This window comes from Methylocystis iwaonis, from assembly GCF_027925385.1.
Lineage (GTDB): Bacteria > Pseudomonadota > Alphaproteobacteria > Rhizobiales > Beijerinckiaceae > Methylocystis > Methylocystis iwaonis.
Genome location: NZ_AP027142.1, coordinates 3,212,312 through 3,231,821 on the forward strand (window position 1 = coordinate 3,212,312; position 19,510 = coordinate 3,231,821).

The window sequence follows — 19,510 nt, forward strand, 5'->3', positions numbered from 1 at the left end:
TTTGTGGCGCTGCATTGCCCCCTCCCCAACCCTCCCCCGCTTCGCGCTATCGAATGCACACATCGTGATTGCCTCGGTCGGGTCTGTTTGATTCCGTTGGTCGCGTTTTGATTCGCGGGGTGGGGCATGGCGATTTCGTATGGACTGGGGCGGTTCGGCGACCGCCGCCTGGAAAAAGGGGGGTCTCGTTGCATCGGGGCCTCGTCGCGCGGCCGTGCGCGCGCATCCGTCGGATCGCCGGCGGGCGGCGGGCGCAGGAGGTGCGGCTCGCGCGCTTCCTGCGCAATCCTGCGGTGACCGCCGAGGAGATGGCGCGGCACGCCGCCGGGCTCACAGCGGCGCGGGCGGCGGGTCGCGACATAGTGGTGGCGCAGGACACCAGCGAGCTGGCGCTCGGCGGCAAGCGCGCGCAGGCGAACGGCTATGGGCCGGTCGGCAAGGGCGGCGGGACGCGCGGCCTTTTGCTGCACGCGGCCCTGGCGCTCGACGCCGGCACGGGCGCGCTGCTCGGCCTCGCTCATGCCGAGGTCTGGAACCGCGACACGGGGGCCAAGGTCGCGGCGCGGCGCTCGCGCGCGCTCGCGGACAAGGAATCGCAGCGCTGGCTCGATGTGGCGACGCATGCGCGCGAGGATTTCGCGGCGGCGAAGCGGATCACTGTCGTCTCGGATCGGGAGAGCGACATCTACGCGCATCTCGCGCAGCGTCCGGGCGGCGTGGAGCTGATTGTGCGCGCCTGCCAGAACCGGACGATCGCCGCAGACGGCGAGGATGCGATCGAGCTTTTGTTCCCCTTCGCCGACGGATTGGCCGAGGCGGGCCGCTTCGTCGCCGAGATCCCGGCGGCTCCGGGACGCAAGGCGCGCAAGGCGGCGCTCGCGGTCCGCGTCTCGCCGGTCACTTTGCGCAAGCCGCGCCACGGCGCGCGCGACTTGCCGGACGCGGTCGGCGTGACTTTGGTCGACGTGCGCGAGGTCGGGGCCGCCGAGGGCGTCGCGCCCATTCATTGGCGGCTTCTCACGACCCATGCGGCGACGAGCCTGGCCGAGGCGCGCCGGGTGATCGACCTCTATCGAATGCGCTGGACCATCGAGGAATTCTTCCGCACGCTGAAGACGGCGGGCTTCGAGATCGAGCAGGCCGACATCTGCGATCCGAAAGTGATGATCAAGCTGGTGGCGGCGACGGCGGTCGCCGCTGTGACGGTCATGCAACTGGTCAAGGCGCGCGACGGCGCGACCGACCAGTTGCTGACGGACGCTTTCGAGCCCGAGGACGAAGCGCTGCTCGAGGCCGTCTCGGCGAAGCTCGAGGGCGCGACGGCCCGCCAGAAGAACCCCCACCGCAAAGGCAGCCTCGCCTTCGCCGCCTGGGTCGTCGCCAGGCTCGGCGGCTGGACCGCCTATTACGGAAAGCCCGGCCCCAAAGTAATGCGCCAGGGCCTCGACGACTTTCGACGAATAAAGTTCGGAGCCGCGCTGACCTTCTACGATGTGTGAATCCGATAGCCCGCTTCGCGGGAGAGGGGGTAGATTGTGGCCTTCATCAGCAATGCAGATCGCGAGCGTCCCCTCTCCCGCTTGCGGGGGAGGGACAGGGAGGGGGCGTTTCAGTGATGGAAATGATGCCCATTTCCCTGCGCGCAGCCAATCAGGGCCGGGGCGTCCAGCGAGACGCCGGAAAGGGTCGCGCCGTCTCGAATTTTCCTCTATAAGCGCCTTTCACGCCAAAGCCGTGGCCTCAGGAGGCCATGGACTCGCGGCGGCTGATTTCGTGGAGTTTGGAAAGTGGAACGCTGGACGCCGGGCAGTTGGAGGAATTTGCCGATCGAGCAGACGCCGGTCTATCGCGACCAGGCGGCGCTCGCGGATGTCGAGAGGCAGCTCGCCGGCTTTCCCCCGCTCGTTTTTGCCGGCGAGGCGCGCAATCTGAAGCGCCAGCTCGCCGATGTGGCGGCCGGCAAGGCTTTCCTGCTTCAGGGCGGCGATTGCGCCGAGAGCTTCAACGAGCATTCGGCCGACAACATCCGCGATTTCTTCCGCGTTTTCCTGCAGATGGCGGTGGTGCTGACCTATGCGGCGGGCTCGCCCGTGGTCAAGGTCGGCCGCATCGCCGGGCAATTCGCCAAGCCGCGCTCCTCGCCGACTGAAAAGAAGGGCGATCAGGAGCTGCCGAGCTATCGCGGCGACATCATCAACGACTTGGAATTCACGCTCGCCTCCCGCGAGCCCGATCCGCAGCGTCAGTTGCTGGCCTATCGCCAGTCGGCGGCGACGCTCAATCTGATCCGCGCTTTCGCGGCCGGCGGCTTCGCCAATCTCGAAAATGTGCATCGTTGGATGCTCGGCTTCGTCAAGAACAGCCCGCAATCCGCGCGCTATCAGAAGCTCGCCGACCATATCACCGAAACGCTCGGCTTCATGCGCGCGATCGGCCTCGATCCCGAGCACCATCCCGAGCTGCGCGGCACGGATTTCTACACCTCGCACGAGGCGCTCCTGCTCTGCTACGAGCAGGCGCTGACCCGCATCGATTCCACGACGGGCGACTATTACGCGACCTCCGGCCATATGCTGTGGATCGGCGATCGCACGCGCCAGGAGCAAGGCGCGCATGTCGAGTTCATGCGCGGCATCAAGAACCCGATCGGCCTGAAATGCGGTCCGAGCCTCACGCCGGACGGATTGCTGCGCCTCATCGACGCCCTCAATCCCGACAATGAGGCGGGGCGGCTGACGCTCATCTGCCGCTTCGGCGCGGATAAGATCGGCGACGCCATGCCGGCGCTCGTGCGCGCCGTCACCCGCGAGGGCCGCAATGTCGTGTGGTCCTGCGATCCGATGCACGGCAACACGATCAGCGCGGCCGGCTACAAGACGCGCCCCTTCGACCGGATCATGTCGGAAATCCGCGGCTTCTTCGAGGTCCATCAGGCCGAAGGCAGCTATGCCGGCGGCATCCATCTCGAAATGACCGGCAAGGACGTCACCGAATGCACCGGCGGCGCCCGGGCCATTTCGGAAAACGATCTGCGCGACCGCTACCACACCTATTGCGATCCGCGCCTCAATGCGGAACAGGCCATCGAGGTGGCCTTCCTCGTGGCCGAACTGCTCAAGGCGGAGCGGGTTTCCCGCGGCGTGCCGGAGCAACACGCGGCGGAGTAAAACCCTTTCCGTTGAACAGCTCGCTTAGGGTCATGTCATTCCCGGCGGGCTGAAAGCCCGACCGGGAATCCAGAGCCACAAAAGCGCTGGTTTGGCTCTGGATTCCCGATCGCTCGCTACGCGAGCGTCGGGAATGACAACCGAACCAACCAAGCGGATATCATATATAGCCGTTGACGCTGCGCCTGAAGGCGCGGCGTGAAGCTGCCACGCTATATCTCTCCCCACCCGCCGCTACGCCGCTAAGATGCTTGTGGCGACGATGGGAAAAGGGATGGAGCTGGCGGCCATGAGCGCACCGGAAAACAACGACCCTTTCAATCTGCAGCGCTTCATCGAGGCGCAAAGGGGCTCTTACGCGCAGGCGCTCGCCGAGCTGCGCGCCGGGCGCAAAACCAGCCATTGGATCTGGTATGTCTTTCCGCAACTGACGGGTCTCGGCTTCAGTCAGGCCAGCCGTTTCTACGGTCTTTCCGGGCTTAATGAAGCCCGCGCCTATCTCGCCCATCCCGCTCTTGGATCGCGGTTGCGCGAATGCGTGGGCGCCATGCTGGCGACGGGCGATCGCAGCGCCGAGGATGTCCTGGGTTCAACCGACGCGATGAAGTTCCGCTCGTCGATGACGCTGTTTGCGCATGCCGCGCCGCAGGAGCCGCTTTTCGCAAGGGCTCTGGCGCGTTTTTTCGACGGCGCGGAAGATCCGAAAACGCTCGAATTGCTAAAAGAAGAAGGGCGGTGAATGCGCCCTTCAGTTTGTTTACGAACTTCGGAGGCGGCCTCGTCCTTCGAGACGGGCGCTTCGCGCCCTCCTCAGGATGAGGCCTATGTGTTTGGCGCAGATGCAGAAGCCCCTCATGCTGAGGAGGCTGCGCAGCAGCCGTCTCGAAGCACGAGGGGCGTCAATGCCACTTTGTCGGCGATCCTATCTGCGACAGCAGCGTCAGCCCACCGTATCCTCGACCTCGCGCACAGTCATGGCGTTGCCGTGCCAGACGAAATCGTCGAACAGAAGCGCGTCGACGAACATCACTGGCAGGAGCAGATCGCGCATCGCCAGCGCGAAGGGCGTGCGCCAGTCGAGCGGGAAGCGGCAAACGCGCGCCAGCCACAATTCGCCGCCATGCAGCGCGCCGACAATCGCAGTGGCGGTCAAAGCGGCGGAAGCCGCGTCGCCGCCGAACTCCAGCGCTGCATAGGCGCCGAGCACCACGGCCACGAAGCTGCCGTTCATGAACTCCGGCGCGTAATGGGCGGGGAACGTCACGCGGCGCAGGCGCGCCCAGCGGACATGGCGGGAATAGACCTCATACGCCGTGCGCTGGCCGAGCGGCTGCTCGAACGGCATGTCGACGAGACGCACCCGCATGTTCTGGGCGCGGATGACCTTGGTCGAGGCGGCGTCCTCGGCGATCTCGGCGCCGAGCGCGCGAATGCCGCCGGCGCGGTCGAGCACCTCGCGCCGCCACATCATATTCTTGCCCTGGGCGAAGCCCGCGCCGATCGCCTCGGCGCCATATTGCCAGCGCGCCTGGAAGGTGTTGAGGATCGCGCATTCGACCGCGCCCCAGAAGCCGACCGGGCGGGAGCCGATCGGCATGGAGACGGTCATCGCCGTGTCCGGCCGGAAGGCGGCGAGCATGGTCTGCACATAATCACGCGGCGGCAAAGCGTTGGAATCGGCGAGGATCACATAGTCGTAGCGCGCCGCCTCCCAGCCCTTGACGCAATTATTGAGCTTGGGATTGGCGCTGACGTAATCGTCGCCGATCAAGAGCCGCGCGTCGCGTTCGGGATGCGCCTCGATCAATTGCTCGACGAGCGGGATGATCGGATCGCTCGGCGACTGCACGCAGAAGATGATTTCATAATGGGGATAGTCGAGCTCGAAGGTCGCGCCGAGCGTCTCCTCCGAAAAAGCCTCGAGGCCGCGCACCGGGCGCACGATGCTGACCCAGGGCGCATCGGCCGGAGCCGGCATGTTCCGCTCGCGGGCGCGGCACTTGCGGCCCATGAGCCACATGCTGGCGAAGTTGAGAACGAGGATGAAGGCGCACCATCCGGCGCAGATATAGGCGAGGATCATCGAGTTTTTCGGCTCACGCGTCGACTTGGGCGGATTGGCGGCGCAGGCGAAGGCTGGCTTCGGCCTGACGGTTGGCGCGGCGCGCCAGGCCCGGACGCGGCCAGCTCAATATTCCGACTGACAAAAACGTCGGCTCTTGGCAAAAGGGTTGCGGCGCGGGATTCTTTTCCCTGCCCTCGCTTTGCGAAAACTCCTGACGAAGCTTCCTCATGACCTCTCCGATCGTTCGTTTCGCGCCGTCCCCGACAGGCCGCATCCATATCGGCAATGCGCGGGTCGCGTTGTTCAATTATTTGTTCGTCACAATGCACCATGGACGATTCATACTGCGGTTCGATGACACTGATTTCGCCCGATCTACCGAGGAATTTGCAGGCTCGATCGAAATCGATCTCGCCTGGCTCGGCGTCGTTCCGGACGCGATTTTCAGGCAGTCGGAGCGCATCGCGCTCTATGAGGCCGCGGCCGCAAAATTGCGCGAAGAGGGTCGCCTCTACCCCTGCTACGAGACGCAGGACGAGCTGGAAAAGCGCCGCAAAATGCAGCAGGCGCGCGGCTTGCCGCCAGTTTACGACCGCGCCGCGCTGCGCCTTTCCGACGCCGAGCGCGCCAAGCTCGAGGCCGAGGGCCGCCGGCCGCATTGGCGCTTCAAGCTCGCGCCGGGCGTCGTGGAATGGAACGACCTCATTCGCGGGCCTGTGCATATCGATTGCGCGGCGCTCTCCGATCCGGTGCTGATCCGCGAGGATGGGAGCTTCCTCTACACCCTGCCCTCCGTCGCCGACGACATCGACATGAAGATCACCCATGTCATTCGCGGCGAGGACCATGTGACCAACACGGCCGTGCAGCTCCAGCTCTTCGCGGCGCTTGCGCCTCAGGCGCCGCCGCCCGCTTTCGCCCATCACAATCTGCTGATCGGCGCGAGCGGCGAAGGGCTTTCCAAGCGCACCGGCTCGCTCTCCATCGCCTCGCTGCGCGAGGAAGGCTATGAGGCGCTAGCCGTCGCGGCGCTCGCGACGCTGACCGGCTCCTCCGATAATGTGCAGGCCGTGCGCACGCTCGCCCAGCTTGGGCGGCATTTCGATCTCGCCCATGTCTCGCGCAATCCGGCGCGCTTCGACCCCGGCGATCTCGCGACGCTGACGCATCGCACGCTGGCGCTCTTCGAATTCGAGGATGTGCGCGAGCGTCTCGCCGCGCTCGACGTCGTCGGCCACAAGGCGGAGCCGCTGTGGCGCGCGGCGCGCGGCAATCTCTCGACCTTCGAGGATATTCTGAAATGGTGGCGTGTGGTCGAGGGCGAGATCGCGCCGGTCCGCGAGGACACCGAGTTCCTCGCACAGGCCGCCGCGCTTCTGCCGCAGGAGCCCTGGGACGAGACGACCTGGTCCGCCTGGGTCGGCGACGTGAAGACGGCGACGGGCCGCAAGGGAAAGGCGCTGTTCCACCCGCTGCGCCTCGCGCTTACGGGGGAAGAAAGCGGTCCCGAGCTCGCGGCGCTCCTGCCGCTGATCGGGCGCATGACCGCAATCGCGCGCCTTGCGGGCTGAGAGGGCCCTCTTCCGAAGTCATATGAATTTTGGTCGACTGGTGCGCTGTCATTCCCGACGCTCGCGCAGCGAGCGATCGGGAATCCAGAGCAAGACCAGCTACTCTGGCTCTGGATTCCCGGTCGGGCTTTCAGCCCGCCGGGAATGACAGATGCCATTGAGAGCTATCCAAGCGGTTATGTCGCTCAGCGCAGAACGGAGACGCCGAAGAGATAGGGATGCAGCAAAAGGAACAACACATAAAGCGCCGTGCCGGCGCCGAGCGCGATGGCGTCGCCCTTGGTGAAGGCGTCGAGACGCGGCGCGCCGAGGTCGCCGCGCCGCTTGACGGCGATTCGGTCATAGACGCCGAAGCCAAGGAAAGAGCCGAAAAGCAGCATGCCGCCGAGATCGCCGTTGACGAGAAGATGCGCCGTCGCCCAGCTCTTCAACGCGACGAGCGTCGGATGACGCAGCCAGCCTCTGATGCGCGAGGGCGGCGCGCGGCGGCTGGCAAGCGCCACGAAGGCGATCCACACCAGCGGCATGGCGAGATGGCGCGTCCAGGACGGCGGGTCCCAGATCTGGACGATTCCCTCGGCGCGATAGCGCGAGAAGCCCCAGACGATCAGCACGAGACCGAGAAGCGCGACAAGCGAATAAGCGCCCTTATAGGCCTGCAGGCCATATTGCGAGACGAGCTGGCCGCGCGCGCCGCGCAGGGTGGAAAAGACATGGACGCCAATGAAAAGCGCTATGCCGAGAATAAGAACGAGCATGTCTGGTTGGCTCCTCGCCGTTGGCAAAAAGAGTTATACGCCTCAAAAACAGCGCACTTGCGCTTCGGCCTGCGCGCGACGCAGCGTTTCCAACGTATCGCGCGCGGCGCCCGTGTTGCGCATCATCATGCCGATCTGTCCCGGCTGCTGATTGACGCTCGCGACGGTCTCGGCGGCGACATAGCTGTCATAGGACAGAATGCTCGCGATCACGTCGATGGAGCAGGAGCATTGCTCGAGCGACAGCCGCGAATCGCCGTTTGCTTTCATGCAGGCGAACACATAATCGGCGCGCGCCGAGGTGGGGTAGTCGTTTATGTCGGCCGCCGCCGCAGGGGCGGCCGCGAGCAAGAGCATAGCGAGCACAAGACGCATCGCGCTTTCCTATCCTTAAAGAAGTCTGTTTTGCAGTCTAACGCTTCGCCCGCGCGACAACCAGCGGTCGCCGGCCAAGGTGACGCAACGTCGGCGCAATGTCATTTGCCCGTCACCCTGCCCCTCTAAACCGGCCTTAGAACCGCTGGGCGACAGCTCGGAAGTTCTAAAAACGCCGGGCCGGAGGTACGCCCGGCGTTTTTTTATGCCCGGCATTTGCGAGATTCTCGCAACGCCAGAGGCAAAAAGATTTGTTATTTTAAGGTCTTGCGCCAGACAGCGGAAATCGGACATTGTAACCCGGGAGGGGACGATGGTCGGTTCTGTCAGGTTCGCAGGATTTTTTTACAGCGCTCAGACCGGCTTACAACGGGATGGCGTCCCGATTCACCTCGGGCCCCAGGCCCGCCAACTGCTCGAACTTCTTCTCGAGTCGAATGGGGGAGTCGTCTCGAAGGCCGAGATCGCTTCCCGACTATGGCCGGATCGCCCGCCGTCGGACGATTCGATCGACCGCTGCGCCTACCTCTTGCGCAAGCCGCTGCGAGAAGCCGGCTCCGGCGATCTGATCGCGACCGCCTATGGCCGGGGTCTCTCCCTGCGCGCGAAAGTGCAGCCGGCCGACCCCGAGAGCGCGCCGATGCGCGCGCCGCCAGAGGCCATCGAGGGACGCATTCTCGATCTTTGGCGCACGGCCTGTGAGCTCGCTGGAACGCATTCCCGCGACGGCTACGCGCGGGCGCAAGCGGCGATCGCCGCCGCGGTCGAGAACGGGGGCGAATCGCCGGCGATCTGGTCGCTTTCCGCCGATATCGCGGCCGGCCGCGTCGTTCGCGGGCATCTGCGCCCCGCGCAAGCGGCGGCGATGATCGAGGCCGACGCCGGCCGCGCGCTCGCGCTTTCCCCTGATTTTCCTCCCGCTTTGGCCGCGCTGGGCTGGGCGCGCGCCACGCTCTCGGCGCGGCTCGACGAGGGGCTGGAGATGCTCGACAGAGCGCTGGCGCAAGACCCCGATTACGGCAGGGCGCGGGCTTACCGCGGCTGGGCGCTCGCGGGGGGCGATCGGCTGGCCGAGGCGATTCAGGACGTTGAAGCCGGGCTGCGGGTTTGCCCTTACGATGAAACGCTTCTGAGCTTGCGCGCCTGGCTGGAGCTCTGCGCCGGCGATCCCGAAGCGACCGACGCGCTGGCCCGCCGGGGGCTGCATCTGCGGCCCGACGCCGCCAGCCTGCGCGTTGTCGCCGCCACGGCGTGCAGCCTGTGCGGAAAGCATGACGACGCTCACGAAGCGGCGCGACACGGATTGCAGGCGACGCCCAACGACCCGCTGCTTCTCGCCGCCTTTTCCTATGTGCTCGCGAGAGCGGGACGGCACGACGAGGCCGAAACGGCCCTTGCCGCCTGTTCGCCGGATGGCGACTTTGCGCCGCCCCGTCTGTTCGAGACGGCCGCAAAACTGGCGCTCGGCCGAGACGCCGAAGCGAGAGAGTCGCTCCGTCGGGCGCGCGACGAGGGCTGCCCCTGGTTCGTCTTCGCGCCGCATGAACCGCGCCTCACGCCTCTGCGCAGCGAAATAAGCAGCTTGCGCGGCAGCCCGATCCAGATCGTCGAGGACGGTTGATATTTGTCCCGCCGTGGCCTTAATGCCGCGAGCAACATCGCGGCGTCGCCGCTCGGCTTGGGGAAATTAAAGAATGATCGGTCGTCTCAATCACGTCGCTATCGCCGTCGCAAGCGTGGAAAAAGCCTCGGCGGTCTATCGCGACGCGCTGGGCGCAAAGGTAACGGAGCCCGAGACGCTTGCCGAACACGGCGTTACCGTCGTTTTCGTCGAACTGCCGAACACCAAGATCGAGCTGCTCGAGCCCTATGGCGAGAATTCGCCGATCGCCGGCTTCGTCGCCAAGTCGCCGTCCGGCGGCGTCCATCACGTGTGCTATGAGGTAGACGACATCCTCGCGGCGCGCGATCAACTGAAGGGCGCGGGCGCCAGAGTTCTGGGCGACGGCGAGCCGAAGATCGGCGCGCATGGCAAGCCGGTGCTCTTCCTGCACCCGAAAGACTTCTGCGGCACGCTGATCGAACTCGAGCAGGCCTGACCCATGCCCTTCCCGCTTCCCCTCGCCCTGGCGATCTACGTCACGATCTGGTGGATCACCCTGCTTGCGGTCCTGCCGCTCGGCGTTCGCTCGTCCGAGGAAGCGGGCGAGGAGCTGCCGGAAGGCGCCGATCCGGGCTCGCCCGTCGCGCCCCAGCTCGCTAGGAAAGCCGCGATCACCACCGTGGTTGCGGCCCTGATCTTCGGCTTGGTCGTAATCGCCGCCAATTTCATCGCCGGCTAGCTTTTTGGGGCAATTGAAGGCCGAACGGGCCGAACCGGGGTTGACCCGCCCCGCGGCGGCCGGTAGTTGAACGCTAGCCGCGCCAGCGGCCGGCAAGCGGACCGACCCGCCTGCCTACAGCCGCCGCCAGATGTGACGGGGCAAAACGGTTAGAGCGCGTAGCTCAGTCGGTAGAGCATCTGACTTTTAATCAGGGGGTCCCGGGTTCGAGCCCCGGCGCGCTCACCAAGAAAATCAAAGGTATAAGCGTCGCGTGGTATCTGCGCGCTATAGGCTGGTGACCACATGGTGACCACTCGCGCCTCACTGAAAATTTATAGGATGCCGCGGGCAAGCCCGATAAGTCAGGGCCCGAACAACTGCGTCTTTAGCTTCGCCATGAGCGAGTAGAGATCCTCACCTTCACCGGCCCCGCCTCGGGCGCGCGCAACTATCAACGGCTGCGCGCCGCCTTCGGCCGCCTGCAATCGACGAACGTCGTGACATCCATCCGTCAATGCACCGGGCGCCGGCGACGGCGCTTCTCCTCGACCAACGAATGGAAGGAGACCGCAGATCCGAGCGGACGCCCTCTCGGCGTTGAACTCATCATCCTGACTGGTTCTACGAGGGCATCCTCAAGAAGCCTTGGTGCTCAAAATCGACCGGGCTTATTTCTCGCTGACGGGCGGTCTGGAGCGCTGGCTTTATCGCCTCGTTTGCAAGCACGCCGGCAATCAGCCGGGAGGTTGGAGCTTCGATTTCACGCGTCTCCACGCCAAGTCCGGCGCGCTCTCGCCGCTCAAACATTTTGCCTTCGAAACACGCGACATCGTTCGACCGCAGCCCATTCCCAGACATTCGCCGAGGCCCGTTCGACCGCAACTTCTCATCTTCACGCCGCTCACCACCGATCCCCTCGAGCGCGCCGTCCAGCGCCTCGATCGTCGCCTCGCCGCTTGGGAAAAGCTGTGAATAGGCTCGTGCTATCGGGGACCGCGCCTATCGTGCTATCGGGGACCGAATCCTCGTGCTATCGGGGACCAAATTGGTGCCCAATGCATTGTCACTGCGTCATTCACGGCGCTCCTAACTTACTAACTTCGGAATCCTTCGGATTCCTTCTAACGGCGGGCGCCCGCCCCCTGACCGCGGGCCGAACGAGCGAAAAGCCTCCCGGTAAGAGAAGAAGGAGCGCCCATAGCTCGGCGCTCACAACGTGAGCGCGCCGACCGTCCAGCCGATAGCGACGTCGTTAAGGACCGAATTTGGCTCGCGTCTCCCTTCGATGATCACCCGATCGGAGGCCGGTCATGAGCGCGCCGACCGAAGTCAATCTCTGCTTCGTCACAGGGCAAGATCGAACGCTGGCTACGCTTCGGCACGCCGATCAGCGAACGAACGCTCGATCGCCGGCGGCGCGTCGCGACATTCGCTATCTTCGACATCATCCGCTGCGCGTCGAATGCGCATGGAACGCTTGTCTCGCGCATCGATGTCTGGGCTCGCCGTCCGCGGCTATTTGCCCAAAGGAGCGCTACTGATCAAACCGATCGCGGCGCTTCCCGGGCAGAATGTTTGCCGAGCAGACCACACTATCTCTGTCGACGCCAGCGAACATCGCGCCGTCTCGCCATCACAAGCGCGCTCAGGAAGGCGTTCAATCGTTTCCGTCTACCGGTCCATTGGCTGCGCGCCATAATGCGCACTGAAAGCAACGGAGAAGCTGCATCCGTCTCCAGCGAAGGCGCGGTCGCCTCATGCAGCTCATGCCGGAGACCTAGCCGGATTGCGGACGCACTACGGCCTTGGCGTCGATCATTTCGATCCTCACGACTTACCTTCGGGAGTTGCTCGACCAATATGGCGAGCACGGCTTTCTGGCGGCGTATGACGCCGACCCAAGGTGATGTGAGGACTACCTTCGCGGTCGCTCTTTGTCAGCCGAAACGACGAATCATGTCCGAGAGATTGCGTAGCAGTTTCACTCGGCGGAAACTCCGCGGCGCCTTATCTGGCTTCTTCCGGTAACCGTGCTTCTCCAATCTTTGTTGCGTTCACCGAGTCGGAAAGGGCATGCGGACACCGGGCCTCAACCGAACTTCAGAACCCGAGCGATCGGCACGTCGCTCTCTGGTTCCACCGCAGCCAGACGTCGCAGTATTTGCAATAAACCGGCTAGTAGCGAGGGGTTCCAACGCTTCGTCGCCTGCTCCTCTTCCGCGCTCCTCCGACTTCTTCGCCGTTCGCCGGCTATCAGGCGCATCCCAAGACGCGGCTCCCCAGCCTTCGCAGAATTGCGTATGTCCTCGCGCCTTTATGCGCGAACCCCGCCGAGGGAGCCCAAGCGACCGAGCTAAGGCAGGATAAAAGGGACAGCCTGCGGCTTTGTCCGGCGGTCGGTTTGTCGTTGTCCTTCAAGGCATTAACACAGGCTGCGATTTCGATGCGCAGCCTCTCGGCCCTTGCAAGTCGTTGCAACGACGTATCAATTTCCACCTCGCCCGCGATTCGTCATGCCCCATGAAGACGACATTCGCATCCGGCCCGGCCGCATCCGCTCGACGAAGCCGGGAAGAACAAGGAGCTTCGTGTCGCGCCTGCTAGCCGCCACTCATGTGCGACATGGTCCGAAGTCGGCGCCGCTCACCGCGCCATCTTACCTATCTGCAACGCGACGGCGTCAACCGCGACGGCGCAGCCGAACGCATGTCGGCGGCGAAGCGTACGCGCGCGCCTTCGCGGGGCGATGGCGGGGGATCGTCATCATTTCCGGTTCATTGTCTCGCTAGATGACGCCGGGGAGCTCCTCCGACTTGCGAGCCTTCGCCCGTGATCTCATGGGCTAGATGGACCGTGATCTCGGGACCATAATCGACTGGGCGGCGATCGACCATTGGAACACCGAGCATGCCCACATCCATGTCCTGGTGCGGGGCCGAGCCAACGGCCGCGATCTCGTGATTAGCCGCGACTACATCAAGCCGTGCTCCATGGTCATCCTCCGATGATGCTTGGAGCCGAAGAAAGTCGGCCTCCGTTTCACACCACCATTCTGTAGGATGATCAGTTCACTCACAGCGAAGACTCCGAGTCGCTGCGGCCCGTTACGCGTCTAATCAGCGATGAAACGATAGCCGATCCCCGTCTCGGTCAGGAGAATCCGGGGCGTCGCGGGGTTGTCTTCTATCTTAGCCCGCAGCTGGCCTATGAAAACGCGGAGATATTGCACGTCGTCCTGATGCGACGCCCCCCACACGGCGCGCAGTATCTCGCGATGCGTGAGAGGCCGCCCGGCGTTGCGCGCGAGGATAGCCAAAAGGTCGAACTCCTTTGGCGTGAGGCGCAAGTTTTGTCCGCTCCTGGTCACGAGCCGCTTGGGAATATCCACGCATAAGGCGCCAGCCGTAACGGTTGCCGGCTCCGCGTCTGCGGCATGCGCGAGGCGCAGCGCCGCGCGCATGCGCGCGAGGAGCTCGCCCATAGCGAAGGGCTTTTCGACATAGTCGTTGGCGCCGAGATCGAGCGCCGCAATCTTTTCGGATTCTCGTTCGCGGGCCGATAGAATGATGACAGGCGTTTTCATCGTCATGAGCCGCAGCTTGCGGAGCACCTCCTTGCCGTCGATATCCGGAAGGCCGAGGTCGAGGATCACGAGGTCCGGCGGGCGCTCGGAAATTCGCATGAGCGCGTCATGGCCGCTTGCGGCTTCCTGCACCTCGTAGCCGCTCGCGGTCAAGGAAGGTCTGAGAACGCGCCTGATCTGCGGCTCGTCATCCACAATGAGGACGCGCAGCTTCTCCATGCGATTGCTCTCCTACTGCTCGGACACGGCAGGGAAACGCATGACGATCCTCGTTCCTTTTCGTCGGACCGCGGGACTCTGCGCGACGATGGTTCCTCCCATCGCACTCACCAAACCGCGACAGATCGACAGGCCGAGGCCCGTGCCGGCCTTGCGCCCATCGACACGGCCGCTTCGATAGAATTTCTCGAAAATGCGCTCGAGATCGGCGGCCTTCACGCCGGGCCCCTCGTCGGTCACCGTGACGACTACATCTTTCTCTTCGCGCCGCGCATGGATGACGGCGCCGGTCTCTCCGCCATATTTTTGCGCATTGTCGACAAGGTTGAAGAGAACCTGCGCCAGCAGATTGGCGTCTCCACGAATAGGCGGGAGATCGGAGGCGACGCTGACCCCGAGTTTCTGGCCGGGAAACGCCTTTTTGCATCTTTCGACGAGTCGCCGGATGACTTCTGCGACATTGACGAGATCCCGGCGCGGCGAGAGCGCGCCCGACTCGATGCGCGACATGTCCAGCAGATTGGCGACGAACCGGGAAAGCCGCCCGGCTTCTTCTTCGATCGACAACAAGAGATCGTCACGATCGGCCTTCGGCAGTTTTTCGCCGAGCTCTCGCAGGCTGGTCACCGCCCCGGTGATGGAGGTGAGAGGCGTGCGCAGGTCGTGAGACAGCGAGGCCAGCAGCGTTGTGCGCAGCTTTTCATTTTCCTCCAGAGCCGCCGCCCGGATCGAGTCGCCGACCAGCATTGACCGGTCGATCGCGACGCATGATTGCTCGATCAACGAGGTCAGGGCGCTTTCCTCCTCGGCGGAAAAGGGTTCGCTCGGATGTCGTGGCTCGACGCCGCAAACGGCGAGGACGCCGCGCCCCGTCGCAAGCGGACGAAACTGGAACCGGACGCTTGGGAGCGTTCCTGTCCGCCAGCCGGCGGCTTCTCCCTTTTCGAGCGCCCAGCGCGCCGCGGCGGCTTCGCCAGCGTCGAGCTGGTCCAAAGGCGGCCAGGCGGCGCCGAGCCGCAGCGCGCCGTCGTTGGGCATCATCATAACGACGCATGGCGCGTTGAGGGCCTTCTGGATTTGCATCGTGGCGGCCCACAGGACTTCATCGAGATCCTTGGCGGCGGAGAGTTTGCGGGAATATTCGAAGAGCGCCTGCGCCGCCTGCGCCCGCCGCCTCATCTTCTGGGCCTGCTCGCGCATCTTGCTCGCCAGCGTGCCGGTGATCACCGCGACGACTAGGGAGACGACCAAAGCCAAAAATTCCTCAGGCTCGGAAATGGTGAACACATATCGCGGTTCGATGAAAAAGAAGTCGCAGGCGAGAAAGGACAGGATTGCGGCCGCAATCGCTGAAAGCAGCCCGAATTGGGCGGCGCACAGGACGGCAGGCAGAAGGAAGACGACGGACAGATTGGGTGGATGCAGCCAGTAATCGAGCAAATAACCAAAAGCGACGGTGAGTGAGACCGCGCCGATAGCCCCCAGAACCGAAATCCCTGTCTCTGGAAGCGAGGGCAACCGCCATCGACGGGGCCGAGGCTCGGTCGTCCCCATATCGTCCACGACGACATGGACAGCGATCTCCTTCGATCGCCGGACAATTTCGTCGGTGAAAGATCGTCCCAGGAGTCGCGCCAGGCGGCCGGCGCGCGAGCGGCCGAGAACAATCTGGGTGATGTTCTCGCGGCGCGCGTATTTGAGAACTTCCGCCGCGAGGTCGTCGCCAGACAGGCGTTCGACCTGCGCTCCGAGCCGCTCGGCCAACCGTAGAGCGGCGTCGATATTCCGCACGGTCTCCGCAGACCGCTCCTCCTGGCCCGCAAGCTGGACATAAAGCGCGATCCACGGGGCGTTGAGGCCAGTGGCGAGGCGCGCGCCGGCGCGCACGACGGCGAGCGACGTCCTGTCATGTCCGACACAAACCAGAAGGCGCTCCGAGGTCGCCCAGGGCCCTTCGATCGCGCCCTGACGCAGAAAATCGACCATCTGATCGTCGACGCGCTCGGCCGTACGCCTGAGGGCCAGCTCGCGCAGCGCCGTCAGATTGCGCGGCGTGAAGAAGTTTTGCGTCGCCCGCCTGGCCGTCTCGGGAACATATACCTTCCCCTCTTTCAGCCGTTGGAGAAGCTCGTCCGGCGTGATGTCGACCAGGATGACGTCATTGGCGTCCTGCAACAGACGGTCGGGCACCGTCTCGCGGACGGCGACGCCGGTAATGCGCGTGACGACGTCGGCGAGACTCTCGAGGTGCTGGACATTCATCGCTGTCCAGACGTCGATTCCCGCCTGAAGCAACTCCTCGACGTCCTGCCATCTCTTCGGATGCCGACTGTTGGGGGCGTTGGTATGGGCGAGCTCGTCGACAACGATGAGCTGGGGCTTGCGCGCGAGCGCGGCGTCGATATCGAATTCATCGATCGCGCGCCCTTTATATTCGCTGCGCCGGCGCGGCAGGACATCGAGCCCCTCCAGCAGCGCTTGCGTCTCGGCGCGGCCATGCGTTTCTACAAGGCCGACCACAATATCCAGACCATCGGCCTTTGCCGCGCGGGCGCGCAAGAGCATGGCGTAGGTTTTGCCAACGCCCGGCGCCGCGCCCAGGAAGACGCGCAGCTTGCCCTGCCCCTCCTTCTCGCTCAAGGCGAGGAGAGCGTCGGGGTCAGGGCGGCGATCGAACTCGTCTCGCGACAAGGCTTCTTAGCTCCGCCTGATCTCCGTTTATTTTAGCGCGTCGAGGGCAATGTTGAGCAGCAGGACGTTAACGCGCGGTTCGCCGATCACGCCCATGAGCCGCCCCTCCGTATGCTCCTCCACGAGGAGGCGCAATCGGTCTTCGCCGAGCCCGCGCGCCTTGGCAAGGGCGGGTATCTGAGCCAGCGCGAATTGCGGCGAGATATGGGGATCGAGGCCCGACCCCGAGGTCGTCACGGCGTCGGCCGCGACAACGTCGATGCGCCCCGCCGCGAACTCCCCCTCGATTGCCGCATTAACGCGGTCGACGAGTTTCTTCGACGTTGGCCCGAGATTGGAGCCCGCGGAGTTCGCGGCATTGTATGGCGCGTCTACCGTCTTGGTGGCGTCAGAGGGGTCGTAGCCAACCGTCGCCGACGGCCGTCCGTGGAAATAGCGCTCGGATGTAAAGTTCTGACCGATAAGCGACGATCCCACGGTCACGCCGTTGCGCTCGATCATGCTGCCATTGGCTCGCTCGGCGAAGGCGAGCTGAGAGACGCCGGTGATGGCGAGCGGGTAGACGACGCCTGTGAGGACCGTAAACAGCGCCATCATGACAATTGCGGAACGAAGTTGGGAAAGCATTCGCGCCTCCTCAAGCGAGATGAAGAAGAGAGACGACGAGGTCGATCGCCTTGATTCCCCCGAAGGGGACGATGATGCCGCCGAGTCCGTAAATCAGCAGATTGCGACGCAGCAGCGCGGCGGCGCCCACGGGACGATATTCGACGCCCTTCAAGGCGAGCGGGATGAGCGCAATGATGATGAGCGCGTTGAAGATGACCGCCGAAAGGATCGCGGATTGGGGTGACGCCAGCTTCATGACATTGAGCGTCTCGAGCTGGGGATAGGCGGCGACGAAAAGCGCCGGAATGATCGCGAAATATTTCGCGACGTCATTGGCGATGGAGAAGGTCGTCAGCGAGCCCCGCGTCATCAGAAGCTGCTTGCCGATCTGCACGATCTCGATAAGCTTCGTCGGATCGCTGTCGAGGTCCACCATATTGCCGGCCTCGCGCGCCGCCTGCGTGCCCGTCTGCATGGCGACGCCGACATCCGCCTGCGCCAACGCCGGCGCGTCATTGGTGCCGTCGCCGCACATGGCGATGAGGCGCCCGCCCTGTTGCTCCCTTCGGATATAGGCGAGCTTGTCCTCAGGTTTCGCCTGGGCGATGAAATCGTCTACGCCCGCCTCGCCCGCGATCGCCGCGGCGGTGATCGGATTGTCGCCGGTCACCATGACCGTCTTGATCCCCATGGCGCGCAGAGCCGCAAAGCGCGCTTTTATATCGGGCTTGATGATGTCCTTCAGATGCACGACGCCGAGCAGCCGGCCGTTCTCCGACACCGCCAGCGGCGTTCCGCCGGCGCGCGAAATACGCTCGACCGCCTGATCGAATTCGACACGCGCGCGATCGACCGCGCTGGGGGAGAGCGTCGTCGTACCGCCACCGATCCACTCAGAGACCGCAGGCGTCGCCTGGGCGAGCACCGCGTCGACGGCACCCTTGCGCAGCGAGCGGCCGGGAAGATCGACGCCGGAAATGCGCGTATGCGCCGAGAAGGGAACGATCATCGCTTCCGCGCCGAGCACCGGGGCCTCGAGACCGTAACGGCTCGTCGCCAGTGCGACGATCGAACGGCCCTCAGGCGTCTCGTCGGCGAGAGACGCCAGCAGCACCGCTTCGGCAAGCCTATGCTCCGAGACGCCGCCGACAGGCACGAATTCATCCGCCATGCGGTTGCCGAAAGTGATCGTTCCAGTTTTGTCGAGCAACAGCGTGTCGACATCGCCCGCCGCTTCCACCGCGCGTCCCGAGGTGGCGACGACGTTGAAGCGGATGAGCCGGTCCATGCCCGCGATGCCGATCGCCGAGAGCAACCCGCCGATCGTTGTCGGAATCAGGCAGACGAGCAGCGCAATAAGCACAGTGATGGAGAGATACGCGCCCGAATAGACCGCAAGCGGCCACAGCGTCACGCAGACGATGAGAAAGACGATTGTCAGGCCCGATAGCAGAATGGAGAGGGCCAGCTCGTTGGGCGTCTTCTGTCGCTGCGCGCCCTCAACGAGCGCGATCATGCGATCGATGAAAGTAGAACCGGGCGCGGCGGTGATCTTGACCTTGATCCAGTCGGATAAGACAGTCGTGCCGCCCGTGACCGCGGAACGGTCGCCGCCCGCCTCGCGGATGACCGGAGCTGACTCGCCGGTGATCGCGGACTCGTTGACGGAGGCGACGCCTTCGGTCACCTCGCCGTCGCCGGGAATGAGATCTCCCGGCTCGACGAGCACGATGTCGCCGACGCGCAGCTCGAGCGCCGAGACGCCCTGATAGACCTCTTTCATGCCGGCTTCGCCACAGGGGTCTATGAGTCGCTTGGCGAGCGTGTCGCTACGGGTCTTGCGCAGCGCATCGGCCTGCGCCTTGCCGCGCCCTTCCGCCACCGCCTCGGCGAAATTGGCGAACAGTACGGTAAACCAAAGCCAGGCTGCGATCTGGCCTGAGAAGAACGCCTGGCCATTTTGGGCGATGAGGTCTCGCACAAAAAAGGCCGTGACCAGCGCGGAAACTATTTCCGTGACGAAGATCACCGGATTGCGCGCCAGTCGGCGTGGATCGAGCTTTTTGAAGGCGTCGATGCTGGCGCGTTTGATGATCGCGGCGTCGAACAAGCCGGGAGCGGCGACTTTCGAGGACATGAGCGTGCTCC

The 19,510-nt window shown here is 64.4% G+C and carries 14 protein-coding genes, 1 tRNA gene and 2 pseudogenes; 10 read left to right on the forward strand and 7 right to left on the reverse strand.

The features are described 5' to 3' along the window. Positions 1–188: 188 nt before the first annotated feature. The 3 genes from QMG84_RS15380 to QMG84_RS15390 all read left to right on the forward strand — a co-directional run bounded on the left by QMG84_RS15380 (position 189) and on the right by QMG84_RS15390 (position 3,906). Positions 189–1,499, forward strand: coding sequence for an IS4 family transposase (locus QMG84_RS15380; protein WP_281928760.1), 1,311 nt, complete (start codon positions 189–191; stop codon positions 1,497–1,499). A 288-nt stretch (positions 1,500–1,787) separates the two neighbouring features. Beyond that, positions 1,788–3,167 carry a class II 3-deoxy-7-phosphoheptulonate synthase gene (locus QMG84_RS15385; protein WP_281928961.1) on the forward strand — a complete coding sequence of 460 codons (1,380 nt, stop codon included), beginning with the start codon at positions 1,788–1,790 and terminating at the stop codon, positions 3,165–3,167. Between the two features lie 289 nt (positions 3,168–3,456). Continuing rightward, the gene (locus QMG84_RS15390) at positions 3,457–3,906 is read left to right on the forward strand and encodes a DUF1810 domain-containing protein (RefSeq protein WP_281928963.1); all 450 of its coding nucleotides are present in this window, start codon (positions 3,457–3,459) and stop codon (positions 3,904–3,906) included. 201 nt (positions 3,907–4,107) lie between these two features. Here QMG84_RS15390 and QMG84_RS15395 read toward each other — a convergent pair whose 3' ends face one another. Then, complete coding sequence (locus QMG84_RS15395; protein ID WP_281928965.1) at positions 4,108–5,250, reverse strand: ceramide glucosyltransferase; 1,143 nt, start codon at positions 5,248–5,250, stop codon at positions 4,108–4,110. Between the two features lie 209 nt (positions 5,251–5,459). Between QMG84_RS15395 and gltX the strand changes: the two genes are divergently transcribed. Next, complete coding sequence (gltX, locus tag QMG84_RS15400; protein WP_281928967.1) at positions 5,460–6,803, forward strand: glutamate--tRNA ligase; 1,344 nt, start codon at positions 5,460–5,462, stop codon at positions 6,801–6,803. A 185-nt stretch (positions 6,804–6,988) separates the two neighbouring features. On the opposite strand, the gene QMG84_RS15405 is transcribed toward gltX, so the two are convergent. Together QMG84_RS15405 and QMG84_RS15410 are read right to left on the reverse strand one after the other, a co-directional pair. Beyond that, positions 6,989–7,561 carry an NnrU family protein gene (locus QMG84_RS15405; RefSeq protein WP_281928969.1) on the reverse strand — a complete coding sequence of 191 codons (573 nt, stop codon included), beginning with the start codon at positions 7,559–7,561 and terminating at the stop codon, positions 6,989–6,991. 42 nt (positions 7,562–7,603) lie between these two features. After that, entirely contained in the window at positions 7,604–7,936 is a 333-nt protein-coding gene (locus QMG84_RS15410; RefSeq protein ID WP_281928971.1) for a hypothetical protein, read from the reverse strand. Positions 7,937–8,249: 313 nt separating this feature from the next. Between QMG84_RS15410 and QMG84_RS15415 the strand changes: the two genes are divergently transcribed. The 6 genes and pseudogenes from QMG84_RS15415 to QMG84_RS15440 form a co-directional block, all read left to right on the forward strand. Then, positions 8,250–9,557: a winged helix-turn-helix domain-containing protein gene (locus tag QMG84_RS15415; protein WP_281928973.1), complete on the forward strand. Its 1,308-nt coding sequence runs from the start codon at positions 8,250–8,252 to the stop codon at positions 9,555–9,557. Positions 9,558–9,630: 73 nt separating this feature from the next. After that, a complete protein-coding gene (gene mce, locus QMG84_RS15420) occupies positions 9,631–10,035 on the forward strand; it encodes a methylmalonyl-CoA epimerase (protein WP_202072089.1) in 405 nt (134 codons plus the stop codon). A 3-nt stretch (positions 10,036–10,038) separates the two neighbouring features. Then, on the forward strand, positions 10,039–10,278 hold the full coding sequence (locus QMG84_RS15425) for a DUF1467 family protein (protein WP_202072088.1): 240 nt from the start codon (positions 10,039–10,041) through the stop codon (positions 10,276–10,278). 152 nt (positions 10,279–10,430) lie between these two features. After that, a tRNA-Lys gene (locus QMG84_RS15430) sits at positions 10,431–10,506 on the forward strand. Positions 10,507–10,667: 161 nt separating this feature from the next. After that, positions 10,668–11,232: pseudogene (locus QMG84_RS15435) on the forward strand (replication initiator protein A); the annotation flags it as partial. A gap of 414 nt (positions 11,233–11,646) precedes the next feature. After that, a pseudogene (locus QMG84_RS15440) lies at positions 11,647–11,700 on the forward strand (hypothetical protein); the annotation flags it as partial. Between the two features lie 1,672 nt (positions 11,701–13,372). Here the strand turns inward: QMG84_RS15440 and QMG84_RS15445 are convergent. From QMG84_RS15445 to kdpB, 4 genes are read right to left on the reverse strand one after another with little or no spacing between them, the layout of a single operon-like run. After that, on the reverse strand, positions 13,373–14,062 hold the full coding sequence (locus QMG84_RS15445; protein ID WP_281928976.1) for a response regulator: 690 nt from the start codon (positions 14,060–14,062) through the stop codon (positions 13,373–13,375). 12 nt (positions 14,063–14,074) lie between these two features. Then, positions 14,075–16,753 carry a sensor histidine kinase gene (locus QMG84_RS15450; protein ID WP_281928977.1) on the reverse strand — a complete coding sequence of 893 codons (2,679 nt, stop codon included), beginning with the start codon at positions 16,751–16,753 and terminating at the stop codon, positions 14,075–14,077. A 27-nt stretch (positions 16,754–16,780) separates the two neighbouring features. After that, entirely contained in the window at positions 16,781–17,380 is a 600-nt protein-coding gene (gene kdpC / locus QMG84_RS15455; protein ID WP_281928979.1) for a potassium-transporting ATPase subunit KdpC, read from the reverse strand. A 10-nt stretch (positions 17,381–17,390) separates the two neighbouring features. Then, a complete protein-coding gene (gene kdpB, locus QMG84_RS15460; protein ID WP_281928981.1) occupies positions 17,391–19,499 on the reverse strand; it encodes a potassium-transporting ATPase subunit KdpB in 2,109 nt (702 codons plus the stop codon). Between the last annotated feature and the right edge of the window lie 11 nt (positions 19,500–19,510).

Bases quoted from the DNA above. Each gene is read 5' to 3' on its own strand.
- QMG84_RS15390 (WP_281928963.1), top strand. From the start codon at position 3,457: ATGAGCGCACCGGAAAACAACGACCCTTTCAATCTGCAGCGCTTCATC.
- QMG84_RS15395 (WP_281928965.1), bottom strand. From the start codon at position 5,250: ATGATCCTCGCCTATATCTGCGCCGGATGGTGCGCCTTCATCCTCGTT.
- gltX (WP_281928967.1), top strand. From the start codon at position 5,460: ATGACCTCTCCGATCGTTCGTTTCGCGCCGTCCCCGACAGGCCGCATC.
- QMG84_RS15405 (WP_281928969.1), bottom strand. From the start codon at position 7,561: ATGCTCGTTCTTATTCTCGGCATAGCGCTTTTCATTGGCGTCCATGTC.
- QMG84_RS15410 (WP_281928971.1), bottom strand. From the start codon at position 7,936: ATGCGTCTTGTGCTCGCTATGCTCTTGCTCGCGGCCGCCCCTGCGGCG.
- QMG84_RS15415 (WP_281928973.1), top strand. From the start codon at position 8,250: ATGGTCGGTTCTGTCAGGTTCGCAGGATTTTTTTACAGCGCTCAGACC.
- mce (WP_202072089.1), top strand. From the start codon at position 9,631: ATGATCGGTCGTCTCAATCACGTCGCTATCGCCGTCGCAAGCGTGGAA.
- QMG84_RS15425 (WP_202072088.1), top strand. From the start codon at position 10,039: ATGCCCTTCCCGCTTCCCCTCGCCCTGGCGATCTACGTCACGATCTGG.
- QMG84_RS15445 (WP_281928976.1), bottom strand. From the start codon at position 14,062: ATGGAGAAGCTGCGCGTCCTCATTGTGGATGACGAGCCGCAGATCAGG.
- kdpC (WP_281928979.1), bottom strand. From the start codon at position 17,380: ATGCTTTCCCAACTTCGTTCCGCAATTGTCATGATGGCGCTGTTTACG.
- kdpB (WP_281928981.1), bottom strand. From the start codon at position 19,499: ATGTCCTCGAAAGTCGCCGCTCCCGGCTTGTTCGACGCCGCGATCATC.